This is a genomic window from Paenirhizobium selenitireducens ATCC BAA-1503 (genome assembly GCF_000518785.1).
Classification (GTDB): Bacteria; Pseudomonadota; Alphaproteobacteria; order Rhizobiales; family Rhizobiaceae; genus Allorhizobium; species Allorhizobium selenitireducens.
On the sequence record NZ_JAEG01000008.1, the window covers coordinates 90336 to 113276 of the forward strand.

Below are 22941 nucleotides of genomic sequence, written 5' to 3' on the forward strand. Positions count from 1 at the left end.
GATCGCGCCAATCGCACAACCTGGAATCGACAGGCGACGCCGCCCGTGTCTAGAGGCGAAAGACGGCATTGCCGTCGGCGGCGAGGGCGTGGACGGTATGCCGCTCCAGAGCGGCCGTCACCTCGACCGGATCGCCACTGAGGTGTCCAGGCTCGATCAGGTTGCCGACGGTGAAGTCGAAGCGGTCGCCCTTCTTGTTGAGCAGTTCGTGGAAGACCGTCATGTCGCGCAGCTCGGTGGACCACTTGGCGAGCCAGTAGAACAGCCCGGAATTGCGCGCCGACATGTGCACTGGCAAAATCGGCAGATTGTACTTGCGCGAGAGCCCGACGGCCGATGTCTTCCACGGCCGCTCGTTCAACCGCCCGTTCGCCCAGTAGGCGATGCGCCCGGAAGGGAAGAGAACGGTGGCCTTCTGCTCCTGGATGGCACGGTTGGTAAGCTGCAGCGTCTCGCGCGCCTTGAGCTTGGTCTTGTGCTCCTCGCGCCATTCGACAGGAATGATGATCTCGGCGAAACGCGGATTGACCCGGATCGCATCGCGGTTGGCGAAGAACATCATGTCGGGCCGGGTGTTCTTCAACAGGTCGAACACAGCCACGCCGTCGGCAATGCCGGTCGGGTGGTTGCTGACCATGATGAAGCCGCCCTGGCCGGGAATGCGTTCGCCATAGCGCACATTGATGTCGAGCTGAAGGATGCCGCTCAGATAGTCGAAGGCCTGGAAACCCGGCATGTTGGCGATGTCGTTGGCGAACTCGATCGCCTTGGCATAGCGCAGCAAAGTGTAGAGAAACGGTCGCATGACCGGCCAGAGCGGGTTGTGAACGATCTTCTCGCCCCGCTCGGCGATCAACGTATCGACGATATGACCCGGCTTCCCCTGGGAGACCAGCGCGACCGCCTCGGCGAACTGCCCGAAGGTCGTCATCGAATCACGGCGCGTCATCTGGAACTCCGACTATTTTCGATCAATTTCTATTGCAGTCCAATGTGATCGAAGCATGACAGACAGAACCGGCGTTAGCCATTCCCTAACGCTGGGGGTGCATGTTGGCGAAGCATTCGAGATAAGTAAAGGAAGCGGGCGTGGACGAACTGTTGATCCTCGCGGCCGACGATCTGATGGCCGAACGCGGCGCCTGGCTGGCAAGCCTCGGCGGAGAGCGGCGCCTCTCGGGCAATACGCTGGAGGCCTACGAGCGCGACACCCGCCAGTTCCTGCGCTTCCTCACCACCCATGTCGGCGGACCGGCGACCATCAAGGACGTATCTGCCCTGCGCCCGGCGGATCTGCGCGCCTTCCTCGCCTTCCGCCGCAAGCAGGGCGCCGGCGCCCGCTCGCTCGGCCGGCATCTGGCCGGCCTTCGATCGTTCCTGCGGCATCTCGAGCGCAAGGGCCTGGTCAATGCTGCCGGCGCCGGCGCGATACGATCGCCGAAACAGCCGAAGTCACTGCCCAAGCCACTGAGCGGCACCCAGGCACTGACCGTGGTCAGCCAGGAAGCACAGATGAACGAGGAGCCGTGGATCGCCGCGCGCGACGCGGCCGTGCTGACCCTCCTCTACGGCTGCGGGCTTCGCATCTCCGAGGCGCTCGATCTCACCCCCTCCGCTTTCGCCGGCAATCCGACCTCGCTTCGCATCACCGGCAAGGGCGCCAAGACGCGGCTCGTCCCGCTGCTGTCGGTCGTCGACGAGGCCGTGGCAACCTATGTCAAACTCTGCCCCTATCATCTGGAGGCCGGCGAACCGCTGTTTCGCGGGGCGCGCGGCGGAAAGCTGCAGCCGGCGATCATCCAGCGCGAGATGCAGCGCTTGCGCTCGGCGCTCGGCCTGCCGGATTCGGCGACGCCGCACGCGCTGCGCCACTCCTTTGCCACCCATCTTCTCGGCAGCGGCGGCGACCTGCGCACCATCCAGGAACTGCTCGGCCATGCCAGCCTGTCGACCACGCAGGTCTATACCGGCGTCGATGCCGCACGGCTGCTCGACGTCTATGAGCGAGCCCATCCCCGCGCCTGAGCGCGGCGCCGTTAACCACAAGCGTTAAGGGAACGTGAGGAGGCAGGCCGCTAGATTGCCGCGATTGAAACGGACAGTCCCATGATCGCGCACCCCTTCGACCGGCTCCGCCAGCGAAACCCCTTTTCCTTTGCCGGCGACGCCGCCCTCTGGCTGATTGCCGCGCTGCATGTCGCCCTGCTCGTCGCCACCGCTTTCGTGCTGTTCTCGGTCTCCCCGGCGAGGGCTGGCGAACCGCCGGCCTGCACGGGCGAAGACCTGTTGCCGGCCTTGCAGAAAACCGATCCCACGGCCTACGACAAGATCGTCGCCAAAGCGGCAAAGACGCCGAACGGCAAGGGCATATTCTGGAAAATCGAGAAGGCTGGTCTGAGCCCGTCCTACCTGCTCGGCACCATGCACGTGACCGATCCGCGCGTCTTGGCCATGCCGAAGGGAGCGAGCGAAGCGGCCGCCGACGCATCGACCATCGTCATCGAATCCGACGAGATCCTCGACGAGAAGAAGGCCGCCGCGGCGATGCTGATGCATCCCGAACTGACCATGTTCATGGATGGCACGACGATCCGCGACCACCTGTCCGCCGAAGATGCGGAAAAGCTGGAGACAGGGCTTAAGGCCCGCGGATTGGCCCTTGCCGCGGTCGCTCGCATGAAGCCGTGGATCCTGTCCAGCTTTGTCGCCCTTCCGGCCTGCGAAATCGCCCGCAAGGCGGCGGGCGCCTCCTTTCTCGACAAGCATATTGCCGAAAATGCGATCAAGGCGGGCAAGAAGGTCGTCGGGCTCGAAACCCTGGCGGAACAGTTGCAGGCGATGGCCGGCCTGCCGGTCGAATTTCATCTTCAGGCGCTGATCGAGACGCTGGAACTCGGCGACAAGATGGACGATGTCATCGAGACCATGACCGCGCTCTACCTTGCCGGCGACACGGGCATGACCATGCCGATGCTCGAAGCCGTTGCGCCAAGCAAGCCCGGCCAGGACGAAAGCGCCTATGCCGCCTTCGAAAAACGCATCGTGACCGACCGCAACAGGATCATGGCCGAACGCGCGGCACCGCTGCTCGCAGACGGCAAGGTCTTCATCGCCGTCGGCGCTTTGCATCTTTCGGGAGAGCAGGGGCTGATAGAGCTTCTGCGCAAGCAGGGCTTCACTGTCAGCGCCGTCAACGGCTGACGACCGCCGGATCCGCAAGACGGCCAAGCGTGGTCCTGACGATCAGCCTGTGGAAGGGCGTGACCGCAAGAATGTAGAGCCGGCCGAAGGCATTGTGCCTGTCGACCAGCGTCGTGACGGAGACCCTGCTGCCGGCTGCTCCGGCAGAAGCCACATCGATCACGATACGGAAATCCAGATGCTTGTCGTTGAAGCCCAGAACGACCTGTTCGTCTCGCTCACTGACGATTGGAAAGGCGCCGACGGAACCCGCCTCGCCCAGCTTCATCTCCGCGCCCTTCAGGCCGAACGGCGCGACAACGCGATTTCGAAGGTCGAGCAGACGGCGAACCCAGGCGGGCGATTGGCCGAGCGCCAATTGCGCTGCACGGATCGCCGGCATCGCCGGTTCCGGACTGATCACCGCATATCGATCCGCCCAGTCTGCTTGCATCAAGGCGGGATGCGGAAGCGCCGGGTCTTCGGGAAAAACATCGGCCATGGCGCTTCCTCTTCTTGTCTCATGCGACGGCTGAAAGTCGCAGCCTCAGCCCTTGGTCATCCGCTGGGCGACAGGCGTCTTCCAAACGAACTGGTGGACGAGAACCGCGCCGACATGCACGACGATCAGGACCCACATCAGCAGCTTCATCGGACCAGCATGCGGCCCGCCGGCAGCTTCCACACCGCCGTAGTAGGCAAGCGCACCGCTGATCGGCATGGCGAAGAACAGCAGGTAGAAGGCGCCATGCGCGATCTTGGCGGCAAGCCTTCCGAGCGGCGGCTCCTCGGCGGGAGCTTCCGGCGCGCCATGGGTGAGGCGCAGGATGACCCGGATGACCGCGAGACAGAGCACGGCAATGCCGACATAGGCATGGATATTGGCCGAGGCGATCATGTCGGGGGTGGGGGTCTGTCCCTCTTCCACCGCCTCGGAAAGCTCTTCCATGGCTTCGGCAAAGAGCAGGTTGAACAGGATGAGACCGGCCATCAGCCAGTGAATGAGACGCTGCGGAATGGAATAGGACAAAACGGGGGAGGACGGCATTTTCTTGCCTTTCGTCAATCGGTTAACGGCAATTGCGTCCGGATGATAAAGGCCGCGTCCTGCATGGCAAGACGCGGCCCGGAAGATGACGAAGATTTAACCTTCAAATAGCGAATTACATATGGATCGGCTTGAAGAAGGTTGCGAGCGCGGCTTCCTTCACGGCTTCCGACATGGTCGGGTGCGCATGGCAGGTACGGCCGAGGTCTTCCGACGAGCCGCCGAACTCCATCAGCACGGCGATTTCGTGGATCATCTCGCCGGCGCCGAAGCCGATGATATGGCCGCCGAGAACGCGGTCGGTCTCCTTGTCGGCGAGGATCTTGACGAAGCCGTCGGTCGCCAGCATGGCGCGCCCGCGGCCATTGGCGGTGAACGGGAACTTGCCGACCTTGTAGGCGATGCCTGCGGCCTTCAGCTCTTCCTCGGTCTTGCCGACGGAGGCCACTTCCGGCTGGGTGTAGACCACACCCGGGATGACGTCATAGTTCACATGACCATGCTGGCCGGCGAGGATTTCGGCCAGCGCCACGCCTTCGTCTTCCGCCTTGTGGGCGAGCATGGGGCCCTTGACGACGTCGCCGATGGCATAGATGCCGGCGACATTGGTGCGGTAGTGGCCGTCGATCTCGACGCGGCCACGACTGTCCAGCGCAACGCCCGCCTCGGCAAGGCCAAGGCCCTCGGTATAGGGCTTGCGGCCGGTGGCGATCAGCACGACGTCGGCGTCGATCGTCTGGGCTTCGCCGCCCTTGACCGGCTCGAAGGTGACCTTCGCACCCTTGTCGGCCTTTTCGACGCCGGTGACCTTGGCGCCGAGGTTGAATTCCATGCCCTGCTTGGCGAGCATGCGCTGGAACTGCTTGGAAACTTCGCCGTCCATGCCGCCCAGGATCGTGTCGAGATATTCGACGACGGTCACCTTGGCGCCGAGGCGCAGCCAGACCGAACCGAGCTCCAAGCCGATGACGCCGCCGCCGACGACCACCATCCTGGCCGGGACCTGGTCGAGCGCGATGCCGCCGGTGGAGGAAACGATGACCTTCTCGTCGATCTCGACGGCGACGCCGGGAATGCCGGCGACGTCGGAGCCGGTGGCGATGACGATGTTCTTGGTTTCGAGGATCTGCTCCTCGCCCTTGTCATTGGTGACGGAAACCTTGCCGGCGGCAACGACCTTGCCGGTGCCCTGGAAGCCGTCGATCTTGTTCTTCTTGAACAGGAACGAGACGCCCTCGACGTTCGCCTTCACCGTCGCATCCTTGTGCGCCATCATCTTCGTAAGGTTGAGCTTCGGAGCAGCCACCTCGACACCGAGCGCATCCATACCGTGGGCGGCCTGGTGGAACATCTCGGAGGCGTGCAACAGCGCCTTCGACGGAATGCAGCCGATATTGAGGCAGGTGCCGCCATAGGTGGCGCGCTTCTCGACAACCGCGACCTTGAGGCCGAGCTGGGCCGCCTTCACGGCGCATACATAACCGCCGGGGCCGGAGCCGATAATGATGACATCGTAAGACATGGGCTGCTTCCTTCGTTTTCGGCGACTATCGTCCGCCGCTGACATTCAAGATGGCGCCAGTCACATAGGATGCCTGGCTGGACATGAGGTAGAGAACCGCGTCGGCCACTTCATCGGCGAGGCCGGGACGCTGCATCGGTATGGCGGACGCCATGGCGCTGGCCCGGTCGGGTATGCCGCCGGAGGCGTGGATGTCGGTGTCGATGATGCCGGGGCGAACCGCGTTGACGCGGATGCCTTCGGCTGCGACCTCCTTGGAAAGGCCGACGGTGAAGGTGTCGACCGCGCCCTTGGAGGCGGCATAGTCGACATATTGCCCGGGGCTGCCGATCGTCGCTGCCATCGACGAAATATTGACGATCGAGCCGCCCTGCCCGCCATGGACCGTGGACATGCGGCGCACGGCTTCGGCGGCGCAACGGATCTTGCCGATCACGTTGATCGCAAACATCCGGTCGAGCCGGGCCCGGCTGAAATCCTCGACCCGTTCGGCGCGATCGACCACGCCGGCATTGTTGACCAGCGCATCCAGCCGGCCGAAGCGTTGGTCAAGCACGGCGAAGATGGCCGCGATCCCGTCCTCGCTACCCGTATCGCCCTTGACGATTTCGGCCCGCGCGCCCGTTGCCTGGAGTTCCGTTGCCAGCGCACGCGCAGCGTCTTCCTGGGCGACGTAGTTGATCAGCACGTCCCATCCCTGGCTTGCGGCCTTGCGCGCAACGGCAGCGCCGATGCCGCGGCTGCCTCCGGTGATGAGAACGACAGGCCGGCCGGTCATTTCGCGCATTCCTTCAGCTCGAAGATATCCCAAGGCATGGCGGAGAGATCCTTGCCGAGCACCGAACGCGAAACCGCAGGACCGAAACCGGGAAGGATCAGGCTCTCCGGAGCGCCGGCGCCCTCGGACGGCAGGAGATCGACATGGCCGGCCTTGTCGCTGGCATAGATGATGCCGGTCCAGACGGTACAGGCGGCGAGGTCAGCCCCGGTCACGTCGCCCTCGGGACAGTTGTGCATGGCCATGGCCACCGGCCGCTCGATCTCCGGATCGAACATCACGTGACCTTCGACCGTCATTTTGTCCGCAGGGGTTGCCAGCACGAAACGATGGCTGACCGGCGAGCTTTCGCCGCTGGCCTGAAAACGGATCTCGATCTTGGTTTCCGCCTCGGCATAGACGGCGCGTTCGATCGGGCAATCGGCAGCCGCAGCCGGAAAGGCTGCGACAAGCGACATGACTGCGATCGACGACGTCAGCCGGCGCTTCATCTCAGTTGGCCTTTGCCGCCGCGAGTTTCAGGCCGAAGGCGATGAACACCAGGCCCGATGCCCGGTTGATCCACTTGCTCATGCGGGAGAAGACCGCACGCATGCGCGGCGTCGTCATGAAGAAGGAGACGCCGACGAACCAGGCGATGAGGCAGCTCGCCATGACCAGGCCATAGCCGAACTTCACCATGCCGGGGGTCGAGGCGCTGACCAGCGCCGAGAAGATCGACAGGAAGAACAGGACCGGCTTCGGATTGAGCGCATTGGCGAGGAAGCCGAGGCCGAAGGCGCGAAAGGCGCTCTGCCGGGGCGCATCCGCCTCACCCGCTGCGGGAGTGAGATCGGTCGCGCCGGCGCGCAGCGCCATGACGCCCATGTAGATGAGATAAGCGGCACCCACCCATTTGATCACGCCGAACAGCAGCAGCGACTGCGAGATGATGAGGCCGAGACCAAGGATGGTGTAGGTCACATGGAACATCAGCGACGTGCCGATGCCGACACTGGTCAGGATCGCCGCGCGACGGCCGTGCACCATCGCCTGACGCATGACCATGGCCGTGTCGGCTCCCGGCGCGACGATCGCGAAGGAGAAGACGGCCATCAGCGAGGCGAGTTCCAGGAGATAGGCGTGCATTTTCGTTTTCCTTCCGACCGTGAGCGCAAACGTGGTTCGCCACTATGCCGGATTGAACGGGAGGCTGCCAGAGGCAGCCTCCCGAGGGTCTGTCTTAGAGATCGAGAACCAGACGCTCCGGATCTTCCAGGCTTTCCTTGACGCGCACCAGGAAGGTGACGGCTTCCTTGCCGTCGACGATGCGGTGGTCATAGGAGAGCGCGAGATACATCATCGGGCGGATGACGACCTGGCCGCCGATGGCGACCGGACGTTCCTGGATCTTGTGCATGCCGAGAATGCCGGACTGCGGGGCGTTCAGGATCGGCGAGGACATCAGCGAGCCGTAGACGCCACCGTTGGAGATGGTGAAGGTACCGCCCTGCATGTCGGCCATCGACAGCGCGCCGTCGCGGGCGAGCTTGCCGAGGCGGCCGATATCCTTCTCGATCTCGGCGATCGACATCTGGTCGGCATCGCGCACGATCGGAACGACCAGGCCCTTGTCGGTGCCGACGGCGACGCCGATGTGGCAGTAGTTCTTGTAGATGATGTCGGTGCCGTCGATCTCGGCGTTGACGGCCGGGAGCTCCTTGAGCGCGTGGGTCACTGCCTTGGTGAAGAAGCCCATGAAGCCGAGCTTCACGCCGTGCTTCTTCTCGAAGATGTCCTTGTACTTGTTGCGCAGGCTCATGACCGCCGTCATGTCCACCTCGTTATAGGTGGTGAGCATGGCAGCCGTGTTCTGGGCATCCTTGAGGCGCTTGGCGATCGTCTGGCGCAGGCGGGTCATCTTGACGCGCTCTTCGCGGACCACATCGTCGGTGGCCGACGGCGGGCGCGGAGCGGCAGCCGGTGCCGGAGCAGCGGCGGTCGTGACACCCTTGGCGACCGCGGCGATCACATCGCCTTTCAGAACCTGGCCACGCTTGCCCGAACCGTCGACCTGATCGGCCGACAGGTTGTTTTCGGCCAGCATCTTGGCAGCGGCAGGAGCAGCCGGCATGGCGCCAGCGGCGGCCGGTGCCGGAGCGGAGACGGCCGGTGCCGCGGGTGCGGCAGCAGCCGGTGCGGCCGCCTTGGCCGGCTCGGCGGAGACGGCGCCGGCAGCACCTTCGGCGATCTGGCCGAGCAGGGCGCCGAGGCCGACGGTCTCGCCGTTGGCGGCGACGATTTCGGTCAGCACGCCGGAAACCGGAGACGGAACTTCGACGGTGACCTTGTCGGTTTCCAGCTCGACGAGCGGCTCGTCGGCCTTGACGACATCGCCGACCTTCTTGAACCAGGTGCCGATAGTGGCTTCGCTGACGGATTCACCCAGGGTGGGTACGCGGATTTCTGTGGCCATGATCTCAATTCCGTTGATCAGAGAACGTTTCTGTCGATGGGGTCTCGGCGGTGGGAGGCATCAGCCCCCCAGCGCATCCTCGAGGAAGGCTTCAAGCTGGGCGAGGTGCTTGGACATCAGGCCCGTCGCCGGCGATGCGGCGGCCGGACGGCCGGTGTAGCGCACGCGCTGGTACTTGGCGTCAATGTGGGCGAGCACCCATTCGAGATAGGGGTCGATGAACGACCATGCACCCATGTTCTTGGGCTCTTCCTGGCACCAGACCATCTCCGCGTTGCGGAAACGCGAAAGTTCGTTGATCAGCGCCTTGGCCGGGAACGGATAGAGCTGTTCGATGCGCAGCAGGTAGACGTCGTCGATGCCGCGCTTCTCGCGCTCTTCCAGAAGGTCGTAGTAGACCTTGCCGGTGCACATGACGACACGACGGATCTTGTTGTCCTTCTGCAGCTTGATCGGGCCGTCCTTGACGACTTCGGCATCATCCCAAAGCAGGCGGTGGAACGAGCTCTCGCCGGCCAGTTCCGACAGGCTGGAGACCGCACGCTTGTGGCGCAGCAGCGACTTCGGCGTCATCAGGATGAGCGGCTTGCGGAAGTCGCGCTTCACCTGCCGGCGCAGGATGTGGAAGTAGTTGGCCGGCGTGGTGACGTTGGCGACCTGCATGTTGTCTTCGGCGCACATCTGCAGCCAGCGCTCGAGGCGGGCCGAAGAGTGCTCCGGACCCTGGCCTTCATAGCCGTGCGGCAGCAGGCAGACGAGACCGGACATACGCAGCCACTTACGTTCGCCCGACGAGATGAACTGGTCGAACACCACCTGGGCGCCGTTGGCGAAGTCGCCGAACTGGGCTTCCCAGAGCGTCAGCGCATTCGGACGGGCCAGCGAATAGCCGTATTCGAAGCCGAGTACGGCCTCTTCCGAGAGCATCGAGTTGATGACCTCGTAACGACCCTGGTTCGGCGCCAGATTGGCGAGCGGGATGAAGCGGTCTTCGGTTTCCTGGTCGTAGAGGACCGAGTGGCGTTGGCTGAAGGTGCCGCGTTCGCAGTCCTGGCCCGAAAGGCGGATCTTGGTGCCCTCGACGCAGAGCGAACCGAAGGCAAGGGCTTCACCCATTGCCCAGTCGATCCCCTCGCCCGTCTCGATCATCTGGGCGCGGTTGTCCATGAAGCGCTGGATGGTGCGGTGCGCCTTGAAGCCTTCCGGAATGGCCGACAGCTTGCGGCCGATTTCCTTCAGCGACTTCATCGGCACGGCGGTCTTGCCGCGACGCTGCTCGTCGGCATTGTCGGCGGTACGCAGACCCGACCAGGCGCCGTCCAGCCAGTCGGCCTTGTTCGGCTTGTAGGACTGGCCTGCCTCGAACTCCTGTTCGAGATGGGCGCGCCAATCGGCCTTCATCTTCTCGAATTCACCCTCGGAAATCAGGCCTTCGGCGATCAGCCGCTCGGCATAGATCTGCACGACCGTCTTGTGGGCGCGGATCGCCTTGTACATCTTCGGCTGCGTGAACGCGGGCTCGTCGCCCTCGTTATGGCCGAAGCGGCGATAGCAGAACATGTCGACCACGACCGGCTTGTGGAACTTCATCCGGTATTCGGTGGCGATCTTGGCGGCATAGGTGACCGCTTCCGGATCGTCGCCGTTGACGTGGAAGATCGGCGCTTCGATCATCTTGGCGACGTCGGACGGATAGGGCGACGAACGCGAGAAGGCCGGATTGGTGGTGAAACCGATCTGGTTGTTGATGATGAAGTGCATGGTGCCGCCGACGCGGTGACCGCGCAGGCCGGACAGGCCGAGGATTTCGGCAACCACGCCCTGGCCGGCAAAGGCCGCATCGCCATGCAGCAGCAGCGGCAGGACCTTGACGCGTTCGCGCAGCGGAATGATGTCGCCTTCCCAGACCTTGGCGAGCTGGTCCTGCTTGGCGCGGGCCTTGCCCATGACCACGGGATTGACGATTTCAAGGTGCGACGGGTTGGCCGTCAGCGACAGGTGAACCTTGTTGCCGTCGAATTCGCGGTCGGACGAGGCACCGAGATGGTACTTCACGTCGCCCGAACCTTCGACTTCGTCCGGCTTGAAGGAGCCGCCCTTGAACTCGTGGAACACGGCGCGATGCGGCTTGGCCATCACGTTGGTGAGCACGTTCAGGCGGCCGCGATGGGCCATGCCGAACACGACTTCTTCCAGGCCTTCCTGGCCGCCGCGCTTGATGATCTGCTCGAGCGCCGGGATCAGCGATTCGCCGCCGTCGAGGCCGAAGCGCTTGGTGCCCTTGTACTTGACGTCGATGAACTGCTCGAAGCCTTCCGACTCGATCAGCTTCTGCAAAATCGCCTTCTTGCCGTTCGCGGTGAACTCGACGCCCTTGCCGGGGCCTTCGATGCGCTCCTGGATCCAGGCCTTCTCTTCCGGATTGGAGATGTGCATGAACTCGACGCCGAGCGTCGAGCAATAGGTCCGCTTCAGGATGTCAAGCATTTCCGGAATGGTCGCGTATTCGAGACCAAGCACGTTGTCGATGAAGATCTTGCGGCCGTAGTCGGCCTCGGTGAAGCCGTAGGCGGCCGGCGACAGCTCGTTGAAGTCCTCGACCGGGGCGGCGATGCCGAGCGGATCGAGATTGGCGTGCAGGTGGCCGCGCATGCGATAGGCGCGGATCATCATGATGGCGCGCACCGAATCGCGGGTCGCCTGAAGAACCTGCTCGCTCGAAATCGGCTGGCCGGCGGCTTCCGCCTTGGCCTTCACCTTGGTCTCGACGACCTTTTCGATCTGGCCCCAGTTGCCGTCAAGCGCCGAAACCAACTCGCCATTGGCGGCGATCGGCCAGTTCTTGCGCTGCCAGGAGGCGCCGGCGGCTGCTTTCTTCACATCGGCCGGGTTCTCGGCGAGTGCCTTGAAGAAGGCCTGCCATTCGGCCGGTACGGAGGCCGGATCGTCCTCGTAACACGCGTGGAGCTGTTCGATATAGGCAGCGTTCGAACCGTCGAGGAACGACGTGATCTGAAACTGCTCGTTGGCTTCTTGCCTTGCCATGGTGTCCTGCGGACGTATGCGTCCGCCTCCCGACTTGAGGTGATGACCGGGGACCGGTCTGCCGCTTGCTTGGACCGCCCCGTGCGATCCAGTTCCTAAAACGCCAAATCAGGCAGGCGGACCACATGCATGGTCCCCCTGCCTGGTCGTAGTTAAGTGGTCTCAGCCCTTGAGGACTTCAACCAGCGTCTTGCCCAGGCGAGCCGGGGAAGGCGAAACCTTGATGCCGGCCGCTTCCATGGCCTCGATCTTCGATTCCGCGTCGCCCTTGCCGCCGGAGACGACTGCACCGGCATGACCCATGGTACGGCCCTTCGGAGCGGTCCGGCCGGCGATGAAGCCTGCCATCGGCTTCTTGCGGCCCTTCTTGGCTTCGTCGATGAGGAACTGCGCCGCATCTTCTTCAGCCGCGCCACCGATTTCGCCGATCATGATGATCGACTGCGTGGCTTCGTCCGCCAGGAACAGTTCCAGGACGTCGATGAACTCGGTGCCCTTGACCGGGTCGCCGCCGATGCCGACGGCCGTCGTCTGGCCAAGGCCTTCATTCGAGGTCTGGAACACGGCTTCGTAGGTGAGCGTGCCGGAGCGCGAAACGATACCGACCGAACCCTTGCGGAAGATAGAGCCCGGCATGATGCCGATCTTGCATTCTTCTGGCGTCAGGATGCCCGGGCAGTTGGGCCCAAGCAGGCGCGACTTGGAGCGGTCGAGGCGAGCCTTGACGCGCACCATGTCCATGACCGGAATGCCTTCGGTGATGCAGGTGATGAACGGGATCTCGGCTTCGATCGCCTCGATGATCGCGTCTGCGGCACCTGCCGGGGGCACGTAGATCACGGTCGCGTCGGCGCCGGTCTTTTCCTTGCCTTCTGCGACGGTCGCAAAGATCGGCAGGCTTTCGCCCTTGGAGCCGGTCCAGGTTTCGCCACCCTTCTTCGGGTGGATGCCGCCGACCATCTGGGTGCCGTAGTAAGCCAGAGCCTGCTCGGTGTGGAAGGTACCGGTCTTGCCGGTCAGGCCCTGCACGAGGACCTTGGTGTTCTTGTTGACGAGAATCGACATTGTTTCCGGTCCTTCAAATTAGCCGTTGATCGCCGCGACGATCTTCTTCGCCGCGTCGTCCAGATCGTCAGCGGCGGTGATCGCCAGACCGGACTCGTTCAGGATCTTCTTGCCGAGCTCGACATTGGTTCCTTCGAGACGCACGACGAGCGGAACCTTCAGACCAACTTCCTGAACCGCTGCGACAACGCCTTCGGCGATGACGTCGCACTTCATGATGCCGCCGAAGATGTTGACGAGGATGCCCTCGACCTTCGGGTCAGCGGTGATGATCTTGAAGGCAGCCGCGACCTTCTCCTTGCCGGCGCCGCCGCCGACGTCGCAGAAGTTCGCCGGCTCCTTGCCGTACAGCTTGATGATGTCCATCGTCGCCATGGCGAGACCGGCACCGTTGACCATGCAGCCGATATTGCCGTCGAGCGCCACGTAAGCGAGGTCCCACTTGGAGGCCTCGATTTCCTTGGCGTCTTCTTCGGTCTCGTCGCGCAGGGCGCGCACGTCGTCATGGCGGAACAGCGCATTGCCGTCGAACGACATCTTGGCGTCGAGAACGCGCAGATGGTCGTTCTTCATGACGATCAGCGGGTTGACCTCGAGCAGCGCCATGTCCTTCTCGACGAAGGCCTTGTAGAGCGCCGGGAAGAGCGACTTGGCGTCTTCTGCGGCAGCGCCGCCAAGCTCGAGAGCCTTGGAGATGGCCGCAATGTCGGCAGCCGTCACACCGGCTTCCGGGTCGATGGCGATCGTGTGGATCTTCTCGGGCGTGTCATGGGCGACAGCCTCGATGTCCATGCCGCCTTCGGTCGAAACGACGAAGGCGACGCGGCCGACGGAGCGGTCGACCAGCAGCGAGCAGTAAAGCTCGCGAGCGATGTCGGCGCCGTCTTCGATGTAGAGGCGGTTGACCTGCTTGCCGGCTTCGCCGGTCTGGGCCGTCACCAGCGTGTTGCCGAACATTTCCTTGGCGTGAGCCTTGGCTTCGTCGATCGAGAAGGCGAGGCGAACGCCGCCCTTGGCGTCGGGGCCGAGTTCCTTGAACTTGCCCTTGCCGCGACCGCCGGCATGGATCTGGCTCTTGACCACGTAGAGCGGGCCGGGAAGCTGCTTGGCAGCAGCTTCGGCTTCTTCGGCGGAAAAGATCGCAACGCCTTCGGCAACCGGTGCGCCGTAGCCCTTCAGAAGAGCCTTGGCCTGATATTCATGAATGTTCATCGTCTAGTCCCTAGTTCTGGGCCGAATGGCGTTTACTTGAGGGCGGGGGCGATATTGATGCAGGCTTCGCAGAGGCCGGCAACGGCGCCGACGGACTTCTGGAAGGCTTCTTCTTCGGCCTTGTTGAATTCGACTTCGATGATGCGCTCGACGCCGCCGGCGCCGATGATCGTCGGTACGCCGACATACATGTCCTTCACGCCGTACTGGCCCGAAAGGTAGGCGGCGCAGGGCAGGACGCGCTTCTTGTCCTTGAGGAAGGACTCGGCCATTTCGATCGCCGAGGCGGCCGGTGCGTAGTAGGCCGAACCGGTCTTCAGCAGGCCGACGATTTCGGCGCCGCCGTCACGGGTGCGCTGGATGATTTCTTCGAGGCGCTCCTTGGTGACCCAGCCCATCTTGACGAGGTCGGTGAGCGGAATGCCGCCGACGGTCGAGTAGCGGGCGAGCGGCACCATGGTGTCGCCGTGGCCGCCGAGAACGAAGGCGGTGACGTCCTGGACCGAAACGTTGAATTCTTCGGAGAGGAAGAGGCGGAAGCGGGCACTATCGAGAACGCCGGCCATGCCGACGACCTTGTTGGCCGGCAGGCCGGAGAACTTCTGCAGCGCCCAGACCATGGCGTCGAGCGGGTTGGTGATGCAGATCACGAAGGCGTTCGGGGCATATTTCTTGATGCCGGCGCCGACCTGTTCCATGACCTTGAGGTTGATGCCGAGCAGATCGTCGCGGCTCATGCCCGGCTTGCGGGCGACGCCGGCGGTGACGATGCAAACGTCGGCGCCTTCGATGGCGGCATAGTCGCTTGCGCCGGTCAGCTTGGCATTGAAGCCCTCGACCGGGGAGGACTGGGCGATATCGAGGCCCTTGCCCTGCGGGATACCGTCGGCGATGTCGAACAGGACAATATCGCCCAGTTCCTTGAGGCCGGCGAGATGCGCCAGCGTTCCACCAATCATTCCAGAACCGATAAGAGCGATCTTGTTGCGCGCCATTGAAGTGCTTCCTTTTAGATCCAAAACCAAAGCTGACGACCGTATTTAGCCGGGCATTGTGAAAATTCGCATAACGATACTTGAGAAAAACTGCAACCGATTAATTTGGGTGCAGTATTTTCAATCGGTTAGATCATAAAATTCTTACGTAAACGTCAAAATATCTGACGCAGAATCGTCACAAATCCGCGCGCTGGCCGGTGTGAAGCGCCAAATAGTCGGCGCTGCGCATCTCGAAGAGCCGCGATACGGTGCGATCGAACTCGAAACCTTCGGTTCCCTTCTTCTCCGTGAGAAGCGCCTCGGGCATCGCCGCGGCCGATGCGAACAGCCGCACAGACGCGTCGTAGAGTGCATCGACAAGGATAATAAAGCGTTTCGTCTCGTTGCGCTTGGCAGGCCCGAGATGCGGGATATGGTCGATGAAGACGACATCGAAGCGCTTGGCGATCGCCAGATAGTCCGATGCGCCGAGCGGCCGCTCGCAGAGCTCGGCAAAGGTGAAGCGCGCGACCCGGTCGACGGCACGCGGCACCGGAACGACACGCCCCTTCATCTCGATCTCGGTCGCCACCTCGGGGCGCCCGTCCGTCATCCGTTTCCAGGCCAGATCCATCAGCCGGTCCGCCTCCGCGTCGAGCGGCGAGACATAGACGGGAAGGCTCTCCAGCTTTTCGAGCCGATAGTCCGTCGGCGAATCGAGCGTGGTCACCTCGACATGGCGCTGCAGCAGCGCAACGAACGGCAGGAACAGTCCGCGGTTGAGCCCGTCGCGGTAAAGATTGTCGGGCTCGACATTCGACGTGGCGACCAGCGTGCAGCCGCGGGCGAAGAGCTCGGTGAACAGTCGCGCGAGGATCATGGCGTCGGCGATGTCGGTGACGGTGAACTCGTCGAAGCAGAGGAGTTCGGCCTCGTCGCGCAAGGCCGCGGCGACCGGCGGCACGGGGTCGGCCTGCCGCGTCTCGCCGTTCTTCAGCTTGATGCGATGCGCGTGGATACGCGAATGCACGTCAGCCATGAATTCGTGGAAATGGGCGCGTCGCTTCTTCTCGACGGGCGCGAGCTTGAAGAACAAATCCATCAGCATCGTCTTGCCGCGACCCACGCTGCCATGCACGTAGAGCCCGCGCACCGGCTGAAGCGGTTTGCGCTTCTGGGCGAACATCCAACCAAGCGCGCTCTTCTTTGCCGCCGGCCTGCGCTGCTTCATGTCCTGGAGGATGCGGTCGAGCTGGCCGGCCACCGCCATCTGGGCCTTGTCGGCCTGCAGCGTGCCCGCATCGGTCATCGAGCGCAATTGCTCGGCGACGCTCAGCGCATAGTCGGGGATGGGCTGCATACGCAGGCTCCGCTTGGAGACGGGTCGACGGCGTCGCCGGGGCGACTGCCGCACGGCCTATGGATGATGGAGACTTAGCGGCTGAGGCTGATCGGCTGACCGGTATTGGTCGTGCCGTCATAGCGCGCGTCGGCGGACTTGTAGAGGCGGCCGAGCACGTTGCCGCTGCGGTCCTTAAGCACGACCTGCTTGCCGGCCACTTCCCAGGAGCCCATGGCGGTGAGCGGGCCGGCGCAGCCGCGTGTGCCGCCGCGCGAACCGCTGCCGAGATTGGTAAGCGTCAGGAACATGTCGCACGAAGCGCCGGCGTTCGACACGCGCCAGTTGCCGACCATGGATTCCTTGGTCACATCGAGCGCGGTGGCGGGAGCGGCATCGGTCGCGGCGGTCTGGGTCGCCGGCGTGGGAGCTGCCGGGAAACCATTCGGCGACGTGGCGGCACCGGGCGGCGGCAGCTGTCCGGACTGGACGGAAGGCACAGGCTGCGCCTCTAGCGGAGGAAGTGAAGAAGCGCCGGAATCGAGCCCGCTATAGGATGTACGCTGGCAGCCTGCCAGAGACAGAAGGATCGCGACGCCCGTCGCCGCATATTTCAACTTCATCATCACACTCCCGGTTGACCGCATTTGGCCGGTTGTCGTCCCGAAACAAGGCGGAATTATCGCGAATGGGACGATCGAATCAAGACACTAGCAAATACACGAACCGGCGGAACCTCGAAAGGAGATCCTCGCCGGCTTGCAATTACATGGGTCGCAAGGTTGGAATTGCAACCCGCATGCTGCCTCGTCGCCGGTCAGACGCGGCGTTCGATCATCATCTTCTTGATTTCGGCGATCGCCTTGGCCGGGTTGAGACCCTTGGGGCAAGTCTGCGCGCAGTTCATGATGGTGTGGCAGCGATAGAGCCGGAAGGGATCTTCCAGGTTGTCGAGACGCTCGCCGGTCGCTTCGTCTCTGGAGTCGATCAGCCAGCGATAGGCCTGCAGCAGGACGGCCGGACCGAGATAGCGGTCGCCGTTCCACCAGTAGCTCGGACAGGAGGTCGAGCAGCAGGCGCACAGGATGCACTCGTAGAGACCGTCGAGCTTCTGGCGGTCGGAATGGCTCTGCTTCCATTCCTTGGCTGGCGGCGGCGAAACCGTCTTCAGCCAGGGCTCGATCGAGCGGTGCTGGGCATAGAAGTTGGTCAGATCCGGCACCAGGTCCTTGACCACCGGCATGTGCGGCAGCGGATAGACCTTCACGGTACCGTTGATCTCGTCCATGCCCTTGGTGCAGGCGAGCGTGTTGGTGCCGTCAATGTTCATCGCGCAGGAACCACAGATGCCTTCGCGGCAGGAGCGGCGCAGCGTCAGCGTCGGGTCGATATTGTTCTTGATGTACAGGAGACCATCGAGAACCATCGGGCCGCAGTCATCGATGTCGATATAGTAGGTATCGATGCGCGGGTTCTGGCCGTCATCCGGGTTCCAGCGATAGATCCGGTATTCGCGGACGTTCTTGGCGCTGGCCGGCTTCGGCCAGACCTTGCCTTCACTGATCTGCGAATTCTTCGGAAGAGCGAGTTCAACCATGTCCAGTTCCTCTCGAGATCAGTACACGCGAGCCTTGGGCGCGATCTTGTAGGGATCGATGCCTTCGGCGATCAGGTCGGTGTGGACCGGACGATAGTCCAGCTTCACGTCGCCGGCCTCGGAGACCCAGGCGAGCGTATGCTTGCGCCAGTTCTCGTCGTCGCGACCGGCGAACGGGCCGCTGGTATAGTCTTCACGCGCATGGCTGCCGCGGCTTTCCTTGCGCGCTTCCGCGCCGTAGACCGTGGTGATGGCGTTGGCCATCAGATTGTGCAGCTCGAGCGTTTCGACAAGGTCGGAGTTCCACACCAGGGACCGGTCCGTGACCTTGATGTCCGGCAGTTCCTTCCAGATCGCCGAAATGCGGCGGCAGCCGCTTTCCAGCGCTTCCTGCGTGCGGAACACGGCCGCGTCTTCCTGCATGGCGCGCTGCATCTTGTCGCGCAGCACGGCGGTCGGCGTCGAGCCGGAGGAATTCCGCAGGCTGTCGAAGCGCTCCATGATCTTGTCGCAGGCGGCGATGTCGAGCGCCGGGATCGGCTCGGACTTGTCGATCACCTGACCGGCGCGGATGGCGGCGGCGCGGCCGAAGACCACAAGGTCGATCAGCGAGTTGGAGCCGAGGCGGTTCGCACCATGAACCGATGCGCAGCCGGCTTCGCCGACCGCCATCAGGCCGGGCGCGATGCGTTCCGGATTGTCGGCGTCGGCATTCAGCACTTCACCCCAGTAATTGGTCGGGATGCCGCCCATGTTGTAGTGAACAGTCGGCAGGACCGGGATCGGTTCGCGGGTCACGTCGACACCGGCAAAGATCTTCGCCGATTCCGAGATACCCGGAAGGCGCTCGTGCAGAACGGCCGGATCGAGGTGGTCGAGATGCAGGTAGATGTGGTCCTTGTTCTTGCCGACGCCGCGACCCTCGCGGATTTCCATCGTCATGCAGCGCGAAACGACGTCGCGCGAGGCAAGGTCCTTGGCCGAGGGCGCATAGCGCTCCATGAAGCGCTCGCCTTCGGAGTTGACGAGATAGCCGCCTTCGCCGCGCGCCCCTTCGGTGATCAGACAGCCTGCACCATAGATGCCGGTCGGGTGGAACTGCACGAACTCCATGTCCTGGAGCGGCAGGCCGGCGCGCGCGATCATGCCGCCGCCGTCACCGGTGCAGGTATGAGCCGAAGTGGCCGAGAAATAGGCGCGGCCGTAGCCGCCGGTCGCCAGGACCACCATTTTGGCCGAGAAGCGATGGATCGTGCCGTCGTCGAGGTTCCAGGCGACGACACCGGTGCAGCGGCCATCCGGCGCCATGATCAGGTCGAGGGCGAAATACTCGATGAAGAATTCGGCATTGTTGCGCAGCGACTGGCCGTAGAGCGTGTGCAGGATGGCGTGGCCGGTACGGTCGGCGGCAGCGCAGGTGCGCTGCACCGGCGGGCCTTCGCCGTAGTTCTGCATGTGGCCGCCGAACGGGCGCTGGTAGATCTTGCCTTCTTCGTTACGCGAGAAGGGAACGCCGTAGTGCTCAAGCTCATAGACGGCCTTCGGCGCTTCCATGGCGAGATACTGCATGGCATCGACGTCGCCGAGCCAGTCGGAACCCTTGACGGTGTCGTAGAGGTGCCACTGCCAGCAGTCCGGCGTCATGTTGGTGAGCGAGGCAGCGATGCCGCCCTGCGCCGCAACCGTGTGCGAGCGGGTCGGGAAAACCTTGGTGATGCAGGCGGTCTTGAAGCCCTGTTCGGCCATGCCGAGCGTGGCGCGCAGGCCGGCACCGCCGGCACCGACGACGACCACGTCATAGGAGTGGTCGACATACTTGTAGGCCTTGCCGTTCTGGGCGGGGGAGTTGATCGGTGCCATGGGGATTATCCTACGAAGGCGATCTTCAGAAGGGCGAAAAGACAGAGCCCGCCGATCAGGATCGCGAAGAACATGTTGAGCATCAGCAGGGCGATCTTGGTGAGTTCGTGATGGATATAATCCTCGATGATCACCTGCATGCCGAGCTTCATGTGAACGATGCCGGAAATGACGACCAGGCCCATGATGACGGCGACGACCGGATTGGCCAGAGCGCCGACGACATCCGCATAGGGAGCGCCGCCATAGCAGACCAGGAAGCCGATGAAGAATGTGATGAGCGGAATATTGGCAACGGCCGTGACCCGCTGACGCCAGAAGTGATCCGTGCCGTCCTTGGCCGAACCGAGACCGCGGACCTTACCGAGCGGAGTGCGCATATCCATGTTGGTCACCTCAGGAGCGGACGGCGTAGGCGATCGCCCACACGAGAACGGTCAGCACCACCGAACCGATGATGTTGGCCTTGGCGAGCTTGGTGGAGAAATGCTTGTCGAAACCGTAGCCGGCGTCCCACATCAGGTGGCGCAGACCGCCGAGCATGTGGTGAAGCAGGGCCCAGGTGTAACCGAACAGCACGAGCCGGCCGATGATCGTCCCCATGAACCAGCTGACCCAGTCGAAATAGGCAGCACCGGTCGAGGCGGCGATCAGCCACCAGGCGACCAGAATGGTGCCGAAGTACAGCGCGGCGCCGGTGATGCGATGCAGGATCGACATCACCATCGTGGGAATCGGCTTGTAGATTTGCAGATGCGGCGACAAGGGCCGGTTATTTGTCAGATTCGCCATCAGAACCTCGCGGCGTTTCAATGCGTTCCGAACTTTCGGACATCCTCCGGGCAATGCCTTGATCCCACACGTGGGTGCATTGCATCAAACGCGACGTTTAATCGCCGAAATGACCGACGACAAGCCCATTCGCTCGCCGATTCGATTTTAATCGATTGGGATGAATAGAACTTTATGCCAAGGCGCACCGATTAATCATGTATCGCTAAAAAATCACGCGCCGCAATGACTTTACCGGAAATATCCGGCATGGTGATCTTAACCTTTTGTTAACCACCAAGATCCCGACGAAGAGGCATCCATGGTCACGCGTCTTGCCCGCACCGGACTGGTCATTGCCGGCACCCTATCCCTTGTTCTCAACGCCACATGGCTGAATGCCGGTGAGTACGGTCACTCCCCGCACAGTCCCGACCGTGGCCGTCAGCACCAGGACGCCGTGGTCGGCGGCGCAGGACTTCCCTCCGTCGTTCCGGGCATCGGTACCTTCGCCGGTTCGATTTCAGCGGTGCGGGTTCGAGGCTCGGGGATCTACTTCGCGATCGAGGGATCCCGCAGCGACGTCATCAAGTACCGACCGCCGGCAGCCAAGATCATCGAGATCGATGCCGAGATGGACGACAGCGCCTGCTCCTACGAGGCCGGCGTCTGCGTCATTCGCCCTCAGTGACAAGATCCGTCAGCGGAAACGCCAGACGGTTGTCCTTTTGACTTCACTGTCTTCCAGGACGCGGGTGACCGGTACTTCATAGGTGGCGAGGGGCTCGAGCCTTTCGGTCGGACGATAGCTTCGCCCGGGATCGCCGACGAGAACCCGCGTTCCGCCTGCAGCGAGATGCGCGAACCATTCGGTCAGCGCGCTGGCAAAATCCCGGTCATAGAAGACGTCGCCGGCCAGCACGATATCAGCCTCGATCGGCCTGCCGATCAGGTCTTCCGCGGTAAAGCCGATCTCGACACCATTCTCGGCGGCGTTGAGCCCGACCGCCGTGCCCGCCCAGGGATCAATGTCGGCGGCAATGACCTCACTTGCCCCGGCGAGCTTCGCCGCGATCGCGACGAGCCCGGAACCGCTGGCGAAATCGAGCACGCGCTTGCCGCGCACTTCTTCGGGGTGATCGAGGATATAGCGGGCAAGCCCCTGCCCGCCCGCCCAGGCAAAGGCCCAGAACGGCGGAGGCAGGCCGATCTCCTCGAGGTCCTCTTCCGTCTTCAGCCAGAGGTCATGGACCTCGTTGGCCAGCCGCAACCGGATTTCCGGCACATGCGGCGGCGCCGTCAGGCTGGTATTGGCACGGATGAAGGTCTCTGGATCGGTGTTCAAGCCAACTCCTCAGCGCGGCGGATTGTCGAGGCCGCCCATGCGGCAGACTTCGAGATATTCCTCTTCCGTTACCGGCTGGACGGAGAGCCGCATCGAGGTGACCAGCGCCATGTTGGCAAGCGTCGGATTGGCCTTGACGTCCTTCAGCGAGACCGGCTTCGGCATGTCACACACCGCGCGAATGTCGACGCAGTCCCAGCGGGCATCGCCCTCGGCGGTCGAATCCGGATGGGAGAGCGCGCAGACTTCCGCGATGCCGACGACCTCCAGCCCCTCGTTCGAGTGGTAGAAGAAGCCCTTGTCGCCGATCTTCATGGCCCGCATGTTGTTGCGTGCCAGATAGTTGCGCACGCCGGTCCATTCGGTTCCCTTCTCGCCCGCATCCTTCTGCATCTGCCAGGACCACTTGAAGGGTTCGGACTTATAGAGCCAGAAAGCCATTCGCCCTCAAGCCTCCGGATTGTTGAACACCCAGTTGTAGGGCTTGATCTCGACATGGGCGAAGAGACCGACCTGGGCATAGGGATCCTGCGCGGCGATCGCCTTGGCCGCATCGAGATCATCGGCGGCGATCAGCAGCATCGAGCCGCAGGGCTTGCCGTCGGCATCGAGGAACGGGCCGCCGATCTTCAGCGTGCCGGCGGCGTTGAGCCCGTTCAGCCATTCGACATGAGTCGGGCGGGTCTCCATCCGGACGTTCAGATGTTCCGGCTTGTCGGTGCAGATCACGGCAAACAGCATGTTCTC

Annotated in this window: 24 protein-coding genes; 3 read left to right on the top strand and 21 right to left on the bottom strand. The window is 63.2% G+C overall.

Going from position 1 to position 22941, the window contains the following annotated elements; genetic code table 11:
• Nucleotides 1–49 precede the first annotated feature (49 nt).
• Entirely contained in the window at nt 50–949 is a 900-nt protein-coding gene (locus L867_RS25135) for a GNAT family N-acetyltransferase (protein ID WP_037173261.1), read from the bottom strand.
• 140 nt (nt 950–1089) lie between these two features.
• On the opposite strand from L867_RS25135, the gene L867_RS0112110 reads away from it, so the two are divergent.
• The gene (locus tag L867_RS0112110) at nt 1090–2025 is read left to right on the top strand and encodes a tyrosine recombinase XerC (protein ID WP_028737133.1); all 936 of its coding nucleotides are present in this window, start codon (nt 1090–1092) and stop codon (nt 2023–2025) included.
• 81 nt (nt 2026–2106) lie between these two features.
• Nucleotides 2107–3201 carry a TraB/GumN family protein gene (locus L867_RS0112115; RefSeq protein ID WP_028737134.1) on the top strand — a complete coding sequence of 365 codons (1095 nt, stop codon included), beginning with the start codon at nt 2107–2109 and terminating at the stop codon, nt 3199–3201.
• Here L867_RS0112115 and L867_RS0112120 read toward each other — a convergent pair.
• The 17 genes from L867_RS0112120 to sdhC all read right to left on the bottom strand — a co-directional run bounded on the left by L867_RS0112120 (nt 3191) and on the right by sdhC (nt 20870).
• Nucleotides 3191–3682: a DUF2867 domain-containing protein gene (locus L867_RS0112120; RefSeq protein WP_028737135.1), complete on the bottom strand. Its 492-nt coding sequence runs from the start codon at nt 3680–3682 to the stop codon at nt 3191–3193. The two genes, L867_RS0112115 and L867_RS0112120, sit on opposite strands and share 11 nt — an antisense overlap.
• Nucleotides 3683–3727: 45 nt before the next feature.
• Entirely contained in the window at nt 3728–4228 is a 501-nt protein-coding gene (locus L867_RS0112125) for a cytochrome b (RefSeq protein WP_028737136.1), read from the bottom strand.
• Nucleotides 4229–4343: 115 nt separating this feature from the next.
• Entirely contained in the window at nt 4344–5750 is a 1407-nt protein-coding gene (gene lpdA, locus L867_RS0112130; RefSeq protein ID WP_028737137.1) for a dihydrolipoyl dehydrogenase, read from the bottom strand.
• A gap of 25 nt (nt 5751–5775) precedes the next feature.
• On the bottom strand, nt 5776–6528 hold the full coding sequence (locus tag L867_RS0112135) for an SDR family oxidoreductase (protein WP_028737138.1): 753 nt from the start codon (nt 6526–6528) through the stop codon (nt 5776–5778).
• Complete coding sequence (locus L867_RS0112140) at nt 6525–7019, bottom strand: hypothetical protein (protein ID WP_028737139.1); 495 nt, start codon at nt 7017–7019, stop codon at nt 6525–6527. Before L867_RS0112140 ends, L867_RS0112135 begins: the two co-directional genes overlap by 4 nt.
• 1 nt (nt 7020) lies before the next feature.
• Nucleotides 7021–7656 (bottom strand): LysE family transporter, encoded by a 636-nt coding sequence (locus L867_RS0112145; protein WP_028737140.1) that lies wholly within the window; start codon nt 7654–7656, stop codon nt 7021–7023.
• Between the two features lie 94 nt (nt 7657–7750).
• The gene (gene odhB / locus L867_RS0112150) at nt 7751–8983 is read right to left on the bottom strand and encodes a 2-oxoglutarate dehydrogenase complex dihydrolipoyllysine-residue succinyltransferase (RefSeq protein WP_028737141.1); all 1233 of its coding nucleotides are present in this window, start codon (nt 8981–8983) and stop codon (nt 7751–7753) included.
• 60 nt (nt 8984–9043) lie between these two features.
• Nucleotides 9044–12028: a 2-oxoglutarate dehydrogenase E1 component gene (locus L867_RS0112155; RefSeq protein ID WP_028737142.1), complete on the bottom strand. Its 2985-nt coding sequence runs from the start codon at nt 12026–12028 to the stop codon at nt 9044–9046.
• Nucleotides 12029–12190: 162 nt separating this feature from the next.
• Complete coding sequence (gene sucD, locus L867_RS0112160; RefSeq protein ID WP_028737143.1) at nt 12191–13093, bottom strand: succinate--CoA ligase subunit alpha; 903 nt, start codon at nt 13091–13093, stop codon at nt 12191–12193.
• Between the two features lie 18 nt (nt 13094–13111).
• The gene (sucC, locus tag L867_RS0112165) at nt 13112–14305 is read right to left on the bottom strand and encodes an ADP-forming succinate--CoA ligase subunit beta (protein WP_028737144.1); all 1194 of its coding nucleotides are present in this window, start codon (nt 14303–14305) and stop codon (nt 13112–13114) included.
• 32 nt (nt 14306–14337) lie between these two features.
• Nucleotides 14338–15300, bottom strand: coding sequence for a malate dehydrogenase (gene mdh, locus L867_RS0112170; protein WP_028737145.1), 963 nt, complete (start codon nt 15298–15300; stop codon nt 14338–14340).
• 178 nt (nt 15301–15478) lie between these two features.
• Entirely contained in the window at nt 15479–16642 is a 1164-nt protein-coding gene (gene zapE / locus L867_RS0112175) for a cell division protein ZapE (protein ID WP_028737146.1), read from the bottom strand.
• Between the two features lie 74 nt (nt 16643–16716).
• Entirely contained in the window at nt 16717–17244 is a 528-nt protein-coding gene (locus L867_RS0112180; RefSeq protein ID WP_028737147.1) for a protease inhibitor Inh/omp19 family protein, read from the bottom strand.
• A gap of 194 nt (nt 17245–17438) precedes the next feature.
• Nucleotides 17439–18218 carry a succinate dehydrogenase iron-sulfur subunit gene (locus L867_RS0112185; RefSeq protein ID WP_028737148.1) on the bottom strand — a complete coding sequence of 260 codons (780 nt, stop codon included), beginning with the start codon at nt 18216–18218 and terminating at the stop codon, nt 17439–17441.
• Between the two features lie 18 nt (nt 18219–18236).
• Nucleotides 18237–20078: a succinate dehydrogenase flavoprotein subunit gene (sdhA, locus tag L867_RS0112190; RefSeq protein WP_028737149.1), complete on the bottom strand. Its 1842-nt coding sequence runs from the start codon at nt 20076–20078 to the stop codon at nt 18237–18239.
• A 5-nt stretch (nt 20079–20083) separates the two neighbouring features.
• Nucleotides 20084–20464 carry a succinate dehydrogenase, hydrophobic membrane anchor protein gene (gene sdhD, locus L867_RS0112195; RefSeq protein ID WP_028737150.1) on the bottom strand — a complete coding sequence of 127 codons (381 nt, stop codon included), beginning with the start codon at nt 20462–20464 and terminating at the stop codon, nt 20084–20086.
• 10 nt (nt 20465–20474) lie between these two features.
• A complete protein-coding gene (gene sdhC / locus L867_RS0112200; RefSeq protein WP_028737151.1) occupies nt 20475–20870 on the bottom strand; it encodes a succinate dehydrogenase, cytochrome b556 subunit in 396 nt (131 codons plus the stop codon).
• 301 nt (nt 20871–21171) lie between these two features.
• On the opposite strand from sdhC, the gene L867_RS26430 reads away from it, so the two are divergent.
• On the top strand, nt 21172–21540 hold the full coding sequence (locus L867_RS26430) for a hypothetical protein (RefSeq protein WP_051438947.1): 369 nt from the start codon (nt 21172–21174) through the stop codon (nt 21538–21540).
• A gap of 9 nt (nt 21541–21549) precedes the next feature.
• Here L867_RS26430 and L867_RS0112210 read toward each other — a convergent pair whose 3' ends face one another.
• Genes L867_RS0112210 through L867_RS0112220 form a run of 3 tightly spaced genes read right to left on the bottom strand, consistent with a single transcriptional unit; the run spans nt 21550 to nt 22935 of the window.
• Entirely contained in the window at nt 21550–22194 is a 645-nt protein-coding gene (locus L867_RS0112210; RefSeq protein WP_028737152.1) for a class I SAM-dependent methyltransferase, read from the bottom strand.
• 9 nt (nt 22195–22203) lie between these two features.
• Complete coding sequence (locus L867_RS0112215; RefSeq protein ID WP_028737153.1) at nt 22204–22635, bottom strand: EVE domain-containing protein; 432 nt, start codon at nt 22633–22635, stop codon at nt 22204–22206.
• Nucleotides 22636–22641: 6 nt separating this feature from the next.
• Nucleotides 22642–22935 (bottom strand): YciI-like protein, encoded by a 294-nt coding sequence (locus tag L867_RS0112220; protein WP_028737154.1) that lies wholly within the window; start codon nt 22933–22935, stop codon nt 22642–22644.
• Nucleotides 22936–22941: the final 6 nt, after the last annotated feature.

Excerpts from the sequence above, each read along its gene's own strand:
- L867_RS25135 (WP_037173261.1), bottom strand. The coding sequence starts at position 949 with ATGACGCGCCGTGATTCGATGACGACCTTCGGGCAGTTCGCCGAGGCG.
- L867_RS0112115 (WP_028737134.1), top strand. The coding sequence starts at position 2,107 with ATGATCGCGCACCCCTTCGACCGGCTCCGCCAGCGAAACCCCTTTTCC.
- L867_RS0112120 (WP_028737135.1), bottom strand. The coding sequence starts at position 3,682 with ATGGCCGATGTTTTTCCCGAAGACCCGGCGCTTCCGCATCCCGCCTTG.
- L867_RS0112125 (WP_028737136.1), bottom strand. The coding sequence starts at position 4,228 with ATGCCGTCCTCCCCCGTTTTGTCCTATTCCATTCCGCAGCGTCTCATT.
- lpdA (WP_028737137.1), bottom strand. The coding sequence starts at position 5,750 with ATGTCTTACGATGTCATCATTATCGGCTCCGGCCCCGGCGGTTATGTA.
- L867_RS0112135 (WP_028737138.1), bottom strand. The coding sequence starts at position 6,528 with ATGACCGGCCGGCCTGTCGTTCTCATCACCGGAGGCAGCCGCGGCATC.
- L867_RS0112140 (WP_028737139.1), bottom strand. The coding sequence starts at position 7,019 with ATGAAGCGCCGGCTGACGTCGTCGATCGCAGTCATGTCGCTTGTCGCA.
- L867_RS0112145 (WP_028737140.1), bottom strand. The coding sequence starts at position 7,656 with ATGCACGCCTATCTCCTGGAACTCGCCTCGCTGATGGCCGTCTTCTCC.
- odhB (WP_028737141.1), bottom strand. The coding sequence starts at position 8,983 with ATGGCCACAGAAATCCGCGTACCCACCCTGGGTGAATCCGTCAGCGAA.
- L867_RS0112155 (WP_028737142.1), bottom strand. The coding sequence starts at position 12,028 with ATGGCAAGGCAAGAAGCCAACGAGCAGTTTCAGATCACGTCGTTCCTC.
- sucD (WP_028737143.1), bottom strand. The coding sequence starts at position 13,093 with ATGTCGATTCTCGTCAACAAGAACACCAAGGTCCTCGTGCAGGGCCTG.
- sucC (WP_028737144.1), bottom strand. The coding sequence starts at position 14,305 with ATGAACATTCATGAATATCAGGCCAAGGCTCTTCTGAAGGGCTACGGC.
- mdh (WP_028737145.1), bottom strand. The coding sequence starts at position 15,300 with ATGGCGCGCAACAAGATCGCTCTTATCGGTTCTGGAATGATTGGTGGA.
- zapE (WP_028737146.1), bottom strand. The coding sequence starts at position 16,642 with ATGCAGCCCATCCCCGACTATGCGCTGAGCGTCGCCGAGCAATTGCGC.
- L867_RS0112180 (WP_028737147.1), bottom strand. The coding sequence starts at position 17,244 with ATGAAGTTGAAATATGCGGCGACGGGCGTCGCGATCCTTCTGTCTCTG.
- L867_RS0112185 (WP_028737148.1), bottom strand. The coding sequence starts at position 18,218 with ATGGTTGAACTCGCTCTTCCGAAGAATTCGCAGATCAGTGAAGGCAAG.
- sdhA (WP_028737149.1), bottom strand. The coding sequence starts at position 20,078 with ATGGCACCGATCAACTCCCCCGCCCAGAACGGCAAGGCCTACAAGTAT.
- sdhD (WP_028737150.1), bottom strand. The coding sequence starts at position 20,464 with ATGGATATGCGCACTCCGCTCGGTAAGGTCCGCGGTCTCGGTTCGGCC.
- sdhC (WP_028737151.1), bottom strand. The coding sequence starts at position 20,870 with ATGGCGAATCTGACAAATAACCGGCCCTTGTCGCCGCATCTGCAAATC.
- L867_RS26430 (WP_051438947.1), top strand. The coding sequence starts at position 21,172 with ATGGTCACGCGTCTTGCCCGCACCGGACTGGTCATTGCCGGCACCCTA.
- L867_RS0112215 (WP_028737153.1), bottom strand. The coding sequence starts at position 22,635 with ATGGCTTTCTGGCTCTATAAGTCCGAACCCTTCAAGTGGTCCTGGCAG.
- L867_RS0112220 (WP_028737154.1), bottom strand. The coding sequence starts at position 22,935 with ATGCTGTTTGCCGTGATCTGCACCGACAAGCCGGAACATCTGAACGTC.